Origin of the sequence: Micromonospora parastrephiae (assembly GCF_016802865.1) — a bacterium.
GTDB lineage: Bacteria > Actinomycetota > Actinomycetes > Mycobacteriales > Micromonosporaceae > Micromonospora > Micromonospora parastrephiae.
The window spans coordinates 1-8,114 of sequence record NZ_JAEVHM010000221.1; the positions used below are offsets into that span (position 1 = coordinate 1).

Here is an 8,114-nt window from a genome sequence, read left to right on the forward strand (position 1 = left end):
CGGCTCGACCAGCTGCGGATCCTGGGTGGCGGCAGACCTCCTGGGCCTTCCAGCAGCGGGTGCGGAAGTGGCAGCCGGACGGCGGGTCGGCCGGGCTGGGCACGTCGCCGACCAGCCGGATCATGGTCCGCTGTTCGCGTGCCTCCGGGTCCGGCACCGGCACCGCGGAGAGCAGCGCCTGGGTGTACGGGTGCGTCGGCCGCTCGTAGATCTCGTCCTCGGTGCCGATCTCGACGATCCGACCGAGGTACATCACCGCGACGCGGTCGGCGATGTGCCGGACCACGGACAGGTCGTGGGCGATGAAGATGTACGACAGTCCAAACTCGTCCTGGAGCTGCTCCAGCAGGTTGATCACCTGGGCCTGGATGGAGACGTCGAGCGCCGAGACCGGCTCGTCGCAGACGATGATCTCCGGGCGGAGCGCGAGGGCGCGGGCGATGCCGATGCGCTGGCGCTGACCGCCGGAGAACTGGTGCGGGTACCGGTTGATGTGCTCCGGATTCAGCCCGACCACGTCCAGCAACTCCTGCACCCGCTTCTGCTTGCTGCCCTTTGGCGCCGCGTCGGGGTGGATCTCGAACGGTTCGCCGATGATGTCGCCGACCGTCATCCGCGGGTTCAGCGAGGTGTACGGGTCCTGCATGACCATCTGCATGTTGCGGCGCAGCCGGCGCAGCTCGGATCCGGAGGCCTTGAACAGGTCCCTGCCCTCCAGGGTGGCCCGCCCGGAGGTGGGCGTCTCCAGACGCATCAGCAGCCGGGCGAGGGTGGACTTCCCGCAGCCGGACTCGCCGACCACGCCCAGCGTCTCGCCCCGGCGCAGCTCGAAGCTCACCCCGTCGACGGCCTTGACCGCGCCGGTCTGCCGCTGGAACAGCACGCCCTGACTGATCGGGAAGTGCTTCACCAGGTTGTCGACGGAGAGGATGGTCTCGCCCCGGACCTTGGTGGAGCTAGCGGGCGCTGTCATCACGAACCTCCTGCGCGAAGTGGCAAGCGCTGGTCCGGCCGTCGCCGAGGACCAGGTCGTGCGGCACCACGTCCACGCAGACCTGCTGCACGTACGGGCACCGGGGGTGGAAAGGGCAGCCGGAGGGGATGCGCATCAGGTTCGGCGGCAACCCCTTGATCGTCGACAGTTCCTGGCCGCGCACGTCCATGCGCGGGATCGATTCGAGCAACCCCTTGGTGTACGGGTGGGCCGGCGCCTTGTACAGCGAGCGGACGTCGGCGTGCTCGACGATGCGGCCGGCGTACATGACCGCGATCCGGTCCGCGACACCGGCGACCACGCCCAGGTCGTGGGTGATCAGGATCATCGCCATGTTGAGGTCCCGGCGCAGGTCGGCCAGCAGGTCCATGATCTGGGCCTGCACGGTGACGTCGAGTGCGGTGGTGGGCTCGTCGGCGATCAGCACCTTCGGGTCCAGCGCCAACGCCATGGCGATCATGACGCGCTGCCGCATGCCGCCGGAGAACTGGTGCGGGTAGTCGCCAATCCGCTTCGCGGCACCGGGGATCTTGACCAGGTCCATCAGCTCGATCGCCCGGCGACGGGCGTCGCCACGGGACATGCCGGCGCGCTGGCGCAGCGTCTCGCCGATCTGCCAGCCGACCGGGAAGACCGGGTTCAGCGCGGAAAGCGCGTCCTGGAAGATCATCGCGATCTCCTTGCCGCGGACCTGCCGGCGCTGCTCCTCGGAGCCGGTGAGCAGGTCCTGACCCCGGTAGAGGATCTGGCCGGAGCGGACGAACGCGGGCGGCGTGTCCAGGATGCCCATGATCGCCTGGGCGGTGACCGACTTGCCCGAGCCGGATTCGCCGAGCACCGCGAGGGTCTCGCCGGCGTCCAGGTGGTACGACACGCCGTTGATCACCCGGGCCACACCTTCGTTGGTCCGGAACTCGACGTGCAGGTCCCGCAACTCCAGCAGGTGGCCGCCGTCGGGCGTGGCGGAGGCGGGTGTGGGTTCGACGGTGGAGTGGGTCATAGGAGAGTCACCGCAGCTTCGGGTCGAAGGCGTCACGGATCGCGTCGCCGAGCATGATGAACGCCAGCACGGTCAGTGCGAGGAAGGCCGACGGGACGATCAGCGGCGTCGCCGCCTCCCGCATGTGGATTCGGCCGGTGTCGATGTCCTGGCCCCACGAGATCGTCGGCGCCTTGAGGCCGATGCCCAGGAAGGAGAGCGTCGCCTCGGCGGCGATGAACGAACCGAGCGCGATGGTCAGCACGACGATGGCCGGGGCGAGCGAGTTCGGCAGGATGTGTCGCCACATGATCCGGCCGTTGCCGGCGCCGAGCATCCGGGCCGCCGCCACGTAGTCCTGCTCCTTGGCGGTGATCACCGAGGAGCGCACCACCCGGGCGGCGGTGGTCCAGCCCAGGATGGCCAGCACGAAGATCACCGCGGCGATCCGGGCGTTCTGGCTGTCGCTGGACACCCGCTTGAGCAGCACGATCGCGGCCAGCAGCAGCGGGATGCCGAGCACCACGTCGATCACCCGGGAGAGCACGGCGTCGACCCAGCGGCCGAAGTAACCGGCCAGCATGCCGACCACCAACGCGATGATCCCGGTGCCCAGCGCCGCGAGCGCGCCGACCAGCAGCGAGGCCCGGGTGCCGTAGACCGCCCGGGAGTACGTGTCGCAGCCCTGGAAGTCGTACCCGAAGATGGCCCCGCCGGACGGCCCGGCGTGCTGCCGGGAGAGCAGGCAGTCGTTCGGGCTGTTCGCGGTGAACAGGCCGGGGGCCAGTGCCATCAGTGTGAACACGACGACCAGCGTCAGCGAGATCCAGAAGATCGGGTTGCGACGCAGGTCGCGCCAGGCGTCTCCGGCCAGGCTGCGCGGCTTCTGCGGGGCGCCGATCTGGTTCGGGGTGCCCGGCTCGCCCGAGGGGCCACGCCGTGCGGCCTGGTTCTCGGTGGCCGCCACAGTTTCGAAGTCACTCATAGCGGATCCTCGGGTCGAGTACGGCGTACAGGACGTCCACCACCAGGTTCGAGACCAGGTAGACCACGACCAGCACGCTGACGATGCCCACGACCAGGGGGCCGTCCTCGGTGCGGATGCCGCGGAAGAGGTTGAAGCCCACGCCGGGGATGTTGAAGACGCCCTCGGTGATGATGGCGCCGCTCATCAGGTTGCCCAGTTCCACACCGAGGAAGGTGACCACCGGGATGAGCGAGTTGCGCAGCACGTGGACAGTGACGATGCGGCGCTTGACCAGGCCCTTGGACCGGGCGGTCCGGACGTAGTCGGCGCGCAGGTTCTCCGCCACCGAGGTGCGGGTCAGCCGGAGCGCGGTGGCCAGCGACAGTGAACCGAGCACGATGCCCGGCAGCAGCAGCGCGTAGAACGTCGGGTCGGACCCGGCGGTGGGCGGGAAGAGTTGCCACTTGACGCCCAGGAAGTACTGCGCGAGCGGCGCCAGCACGATGGTCGGGATGCCCAGCACCAGCAGGGTCAGCACCAGCGTCGAGTTGTCGAAGATGCTGGCCCGGCGGATGCCGGCGATCACGCCGGCGGTGACCCCGAAGATGATCGCCACGGCGAGCGCGATGAGCGCGAGCTTGAGGGTGACGGGCCAGGCCGCCTGGAGGATGTCGCCGATCTGGCGGCCGGTCAGAGACTGGCCGAGGTCGCCCTGGAGCAGGCTCCTGACGTAGTCGAAGTAGCGGTAGAAGAAGCCACCGACGCCGGTCGCGTCGAGGTGGTACTTCTCCGTCAGGTAGGCCCGCTGGGCCGCCGTCACCGGTCGTTCACCCGCGAGGGCCTGGATGGGATCGCCCTGGCCGGCGAACATCAGCGCGTAGACGATCAGGGTGGTCCCGAAGAAGGCCAGGACCATCTGGAGTAGGCGCCGCAAGATGTAGCGGAACATGCTTAGCAGTCTCTCCGGAAATATGCGAAAGGGTCGCAGGACGGCATCTCTGGTCGTACCCGAAATGTCCGAGACGTGCCGTCGGCCCGGGGGAGCCCGGCGCCACCGTCGCCGGGCTCGCGCGTGCGGCCCGGCGGCGGTGGCGCGGTCCGGGCCACCCGGGCTTCGTCGCCCCGGTGGCCCGCAACCGTCGGTCAGCTCAGCTGGCCGCTTCGATCTTGACGAGGTTGACCCGCTGGAACAGGTCCATCTCCACGTTCTTGACCTTGGACGAGTGGCCGAACACGTTCTCGCCGAAGCGGAGCGGGATCACCGGCATGTCCTTGGCCAGGATGTCCTCCGCCTGCTGGTACTTGGCGATCGCCTCGTCCTGCGTCTTGGCGGCGGAACCCTCCTTGACGAGCTTGTCGAACTCCGGGTTGCTGTAGCCGTAGTAGTTCGACGAGCCGTTGGTGCTGTACAGCGGGCCGAGGTAGTCCTCCATGGACGGGTAGTCCATGACCCAGCCCAGCCGGAACATGCCGACCGGCTGCTTCTTCTCGACCTTGCTGAGCAGGTCGGCGAACTTCGGCTCGGCCGAGCCGACGGCGTCCACGCCCAGGTTGGCCTTCAGCTGGTTGGCGGTCGCGTCGACCCAGTCCTTGTGACCGCCGTCGCCGTTGTAGGAGATGACGATCTTCGACGGGCCGCCGGCGGCCTGGTAGAGCTTCTTGGCCTCGGTCGGGTTGAACTCGCCGGCCTTGCCCGCGGTGTTGTCCCGGTAGCCCGGCAGCACCGGCGAGACGAACGAACGGGCCGACTGCTGCGAACCCTTGAAGACCGACTTGGTGATCTCGTCCCGGTCGATGGCCATCGAGATCGCCTTACGCACGTCCGGGTTGCTGAAGTTCTTGTCGAACGTCGGGAAGGCCAGGAACTGGAACGACGACATCGGGCTGGTCTGGTACCGGTCGCCCAGGTCGGTCGGCGCGGTGCTCAGGCTCTCGGTCGGGATCGTCGGCAGCACGTCGAGGTTGTCGCCCAGCACGTCCGCGTAGGCCGCGGTGAGCTGCTGGTAGACCCGGAACTCGACGTCCTTCACCTTGGGCTTGTCACCCGGGTAGGCGTCGTACCGCTCGACGTCGATCTTGCTGTCGTGCTGCCAGGCGCCCTTCATCTTGAACGGGCCCTGACCGATCGGCGCCTGCTCATAGGAGTCCTTGAGCACGCCCGGGGCCGAGAACGCGGCGTCCGGCAGCGGGTAGAAGGCGTTGTAGCCGAGCATCGTCTTGAAGTCGATGTACGGCGCGGAGAGCGTCACCTGGAAGGTCAGGTCGTCGACCTTCTTCAGGCCGGACATCTCCTTGGCCTTCGGCTTGTCGCCCTGCAGGTCCTCGTAGCCGGCGATCTTCTCGAAGAAGTAGCTGGCACCCTGGCCATTGGGCGCGTACGCGCCGTAGTTCCAGGCGTTGATGTAGTCCTCGGCCGTGACCTTCTCACCGTTGTGGAAGGTGAAGCCGTCCTTGAGCTTGATCGTCCAGACCTTGTTGTCGGACGACGTCACGGACTCTGCCGCGACCTCGTACGGCTTGTTCTGGGCGTCGTAGTCGACGAGCGGGCTGAACAGCCCGGCGAGCACCTGGGAGCCGGACGTCTCGGTGGTGTTGGTCGGCACCAGGTGCTGGGGCTCGGCGATCTGGATGCTGACCGCCGAACCGTCACTGCCGCCGGATCCACCGTCTCCGCCGCTGCCGCAGGCCGCGAGGCCCAGCGTCACCGCGAGCGGGAGGGCGGTCCAGGCGGCGAGTCTACGAACTCGCATTGAGCCTCCTCATCTCCTCACGCTGCGCAGTCAGGCCCGACGCTGGGTTTACGCTGCGCAACAAGCGGTAACGGTAGGTCGGGCGGGGACCTTCGACAACGAGAGGGTTGCGGGTACGTAACGGTCCGGGGAACCCTGCCTTGCGCGGCGCCTTCGTGCGTGCTAGCCCAAACCGGAAAAGTGGTGTCAGCCTGGGCATTCGCCGACTGGACACGGGCGCGCTGTGTCCGCCTGGGATGGACTCGGCCATCCTCGATGGCACCGTCCGGTATTGGTCAGGCTCGCTGGTTACGACCGGTTCGCCGGTGATGGGTTCCACAAAATGTCACGCATAGTGATGAGCAACACGTGACTCATCGTCACTGGCGACGGTGCGGCCAGAGGGTTGGCGAGCCGTTCCCAACGAGGTCGCCCGAACGGCGCGCGGCGGCCGTGAGACGATCTGAACGTGACGGCGACGGTTCTGGACGGCAAGGCGACCGCAGCGGAGATCAAGGACGAGCTGCGGATACGCGTGAAGGCACTCGCGGAACGCGGCATCACCCCGGGGCTGGGCACGGTCCTGGTCGGCGCGGATCCGGGCAGCCAGGCGTACGTCAACGGCAAGCACCGCGACTGCGCCGAGGTGGGGATCGCCTCGATCCGCCGGGAGCTGCCCGCCGACGCCGCCCAGCAGCAGGTCGAGGACGTGCTGGCCGAGCTGAACGCCGACCCGGCGTGCCACGGCTACATCGTCCAGCTGCCGCTGCCCGCCCACCTGGACACCCAGCGCGTGCTGGAACTGATCGACCCGGCCAAGGACGCCGACGGCCTGCACCCGGTCAACCTGGGCCGACTCGTCCTCGGCTACGAAGGCCCGCTGCCCTGCACCCCGCGCGGCATCGTGGAGCTGCTCCGCCGCCACGACGTGGCGCTGCGCGGCGCCACCGTCGCCGTGGTCGGCCGGGGCAACACCGTCGGCCGCCCGCTCGGCCTGCTGCTCACCCGGCGCAGCGAGAACGCCACGGTCACCCTCTGCCACACCGGCACCCTCGACCTCGCCTCGCACACCCGTGCCGCGGACATCGTGATCGTGGCGGCCGGCGTGCCGGGCCTGCTCACCGCCGACATGATCAACCCGGGCGCGGTGGTGGTGGACGTCGGCATCACCCGGGTGATCGGCCCGGACGGCAAGGGCCGCTACACCGGCGACGTCGCCCCGGAGGTCGCCGAGACGGCCGGCGCGGTCGTCCCGATGCCCGGCGGCGTCGGCCCGATGACCCGGGCCATGCTCCTCACCAACGTCGTCGAGCGCGCCGAGCGCGGCTGACCGGCGGGGAGAGGCTCCTTCTCCGCCCAGCAGGCTGTAACCGTCCGCCCCTGGCCTGATCGGTGCCAGGATGACTGATACGGTCCGGAAAACCGACTGGTATCAGGGAGTGGGACGACCATGGGTAAGAAGGTCACTGTCGTCGGGGCAGGCTTCTACGGCTCCACCACGGCACAGCGCCTGGCCGAGTACGACGTATTCGACACCGTCGTCATCACCGACATCGTGGAGGGCAAGCCCGCGGGCCTCGCGCTCGACCTCAACCAGTCGCGGGCCATCGAGGGCTTCGAGACCAAGGTCGTCGGCGTCACCACCGGCCCGAACGGCGAGGGCTACGAGGCCATCGAGGGCTCCGACGTCGTCGTGATCACCGCTGGCCTGCCCCGCAAGCCGGGCATGAGCCGGATGGACCTGCTGGAGACCAACGCCAAGATCGTGCGGCAGGTCGCCGAGAACGTCGCCAAGTACGCCCCGAGCGCCGTCGTCATCGTGGTCTCCAACCCGCTGGACGAGATGACCGCGCTGGCCCAGCTCGCCACCCAGTTCCCGAAGAACCGGGTCCTCGGCCAGGCCGGCATGCTCGACACCGCCCGGTTCAGCAACTTCGTCGCCGAGGCGCTGAACGTCCCGGTGGCGTCGGTCCGCACGCTGACCCTGGGCTCGCACGGCGACACCATGGTCCCGGTGCCGTCGAAGAGCACGGTCAACGGCCGGCCGCTGCGCGACGCGATGCCGGCCGAGCAGATCGAGGAGCTGGTCGTCAAGACCCGCAACGGTGGGGCCGAGGTGGTCGCGCTGCTCAAGACCGGTTCGGCGTACTACGCACCGTCCGCCGCCGCGGCCCGGATGGCGAAGGCCGTCGCCGAGGACTCCGGCGAGGTCATGCCCGTCTGCGCCTGGGTCGACGGCGAGTACGGCATCGACGGCGTCTACCTGGGTGTCGAGGCCGAGATCGGCGCCGAGGGCGTCAAGCGGGTCGTCGAGACCGACCTGGACGCCGACGAGCGGGCCAGCCTCCTCGCTGCCGCCGAGGCCGTTCGCGCCAAGCAGGGCGACGTAGCCAACATGTGAACCCGAACCACCGCTACCGAAGGGCGCGCCGGCTCCGCCGGCGC

6 protein-coding genes and 1 pseudogene are annotated in these 8,114 nt (G+C 68.9%); 2 read left to right on the top strand and 5 right to left on the bottom strand.

The window, feature by feature from the left end; all coding sequences use genetic code 11:
• From JNW91_RS27395 to JNW91_RS27415, 5 genes and pseudogenes are all read right to left on the bottom strand, one after another.
• Positions 1–973 (bottom strand): annotated as a pseudogene (locus tag JNW91_RS27395) (ABC transporter ATP-binding protein); the annotation flags it as partial.
• The gene (locus JNW91_RS27400) at positions 957–1,994 is read right to left on the bottom strand and encodes an ABC transporter ATP-binding protein (RefSeq protein WP_203178304.1); all 1,038 of its coding nucleotides are present in this window, start codon (positions 1,992–1,994) and stop codon (positions 957–959) included. The pseudogene JNW91_RS27395 and the gene JNW91_RS27400, both read right to left, overlap by 17 nt.
• Positions 1,995–2,001: 7 nt before the next feature.
• Entirely contained in the window at positions 2,002–2,958 is a 957-nt protein-coding gene (locus JNW91_RS27405) for an ABC transporter permease (protein WP_203178305.1), read from the bottom strand.
• Positions 2,951–3,889 (bottom strand): ABC transporter permease, encoded by a 939-nt coding sequence (locus tag JNW91_RS27410; protein WP_203178307.1) that lies wholly within the window; start codon positions 3,887–3,889, stop codon positions 2,951–2,953. The genes JNW91_RS27405 and JNW91_RS27410 overlap by 8 nt, the downstream gene beginning before the upstream one ends.
• A 199-nt stretch (positions 3,890–4,088) precedes the next feature.
• On the bottom strand, positions 4,089–5,690 hold the full coding sequence (locus tag JNW91_RS27415) for a peptide ABC transporter substrate-binding protein (protein ID WP_203178308.1): 1,602 nt from the start codon (positions 5,688–5,690) through the stop codon (positions 4,089–4,091).
• 448 nt (positions 5,691–6,138) lie between these two features.
• On the opposite strand from JNW91_RS27415, the gene JNW91_RS27420 reads away from it, so the two are divergent.
• Both JNW91_RS27420 and JNW91_RS27425 read left to right on the top strand, forming a co-directional pair.
• Positions 6,139–6,999, top strand: a complete 861-nt coding sequence (locus tag JNW91_RS27420; RefSeq protein ID WP_203178310.1) for a bifunctional methylenetetrahydrofolate dehydrogenase/methenyltetrahydrofolate cyclohydrolase — start codon at positions 6,139–6,141, stop codon at positions 6,997–6,999.
• 120 nt (positions 7,000–7,119) lie between these two features.
• Positions 7,120–8,070 carry a malate dehydrogenase gene (locus JNW91_RS27425; protein WP_203178312.1) on the top strand — a complete coding sequence of 317 codons (951 nt, stop codon included), beginning with the start codon at positions 7,120–7,122 and terminating at the stop codon, positions 8,068–8,070.
• Positions 8,071–8,114 lie beyond the last annotated feature (44 nt).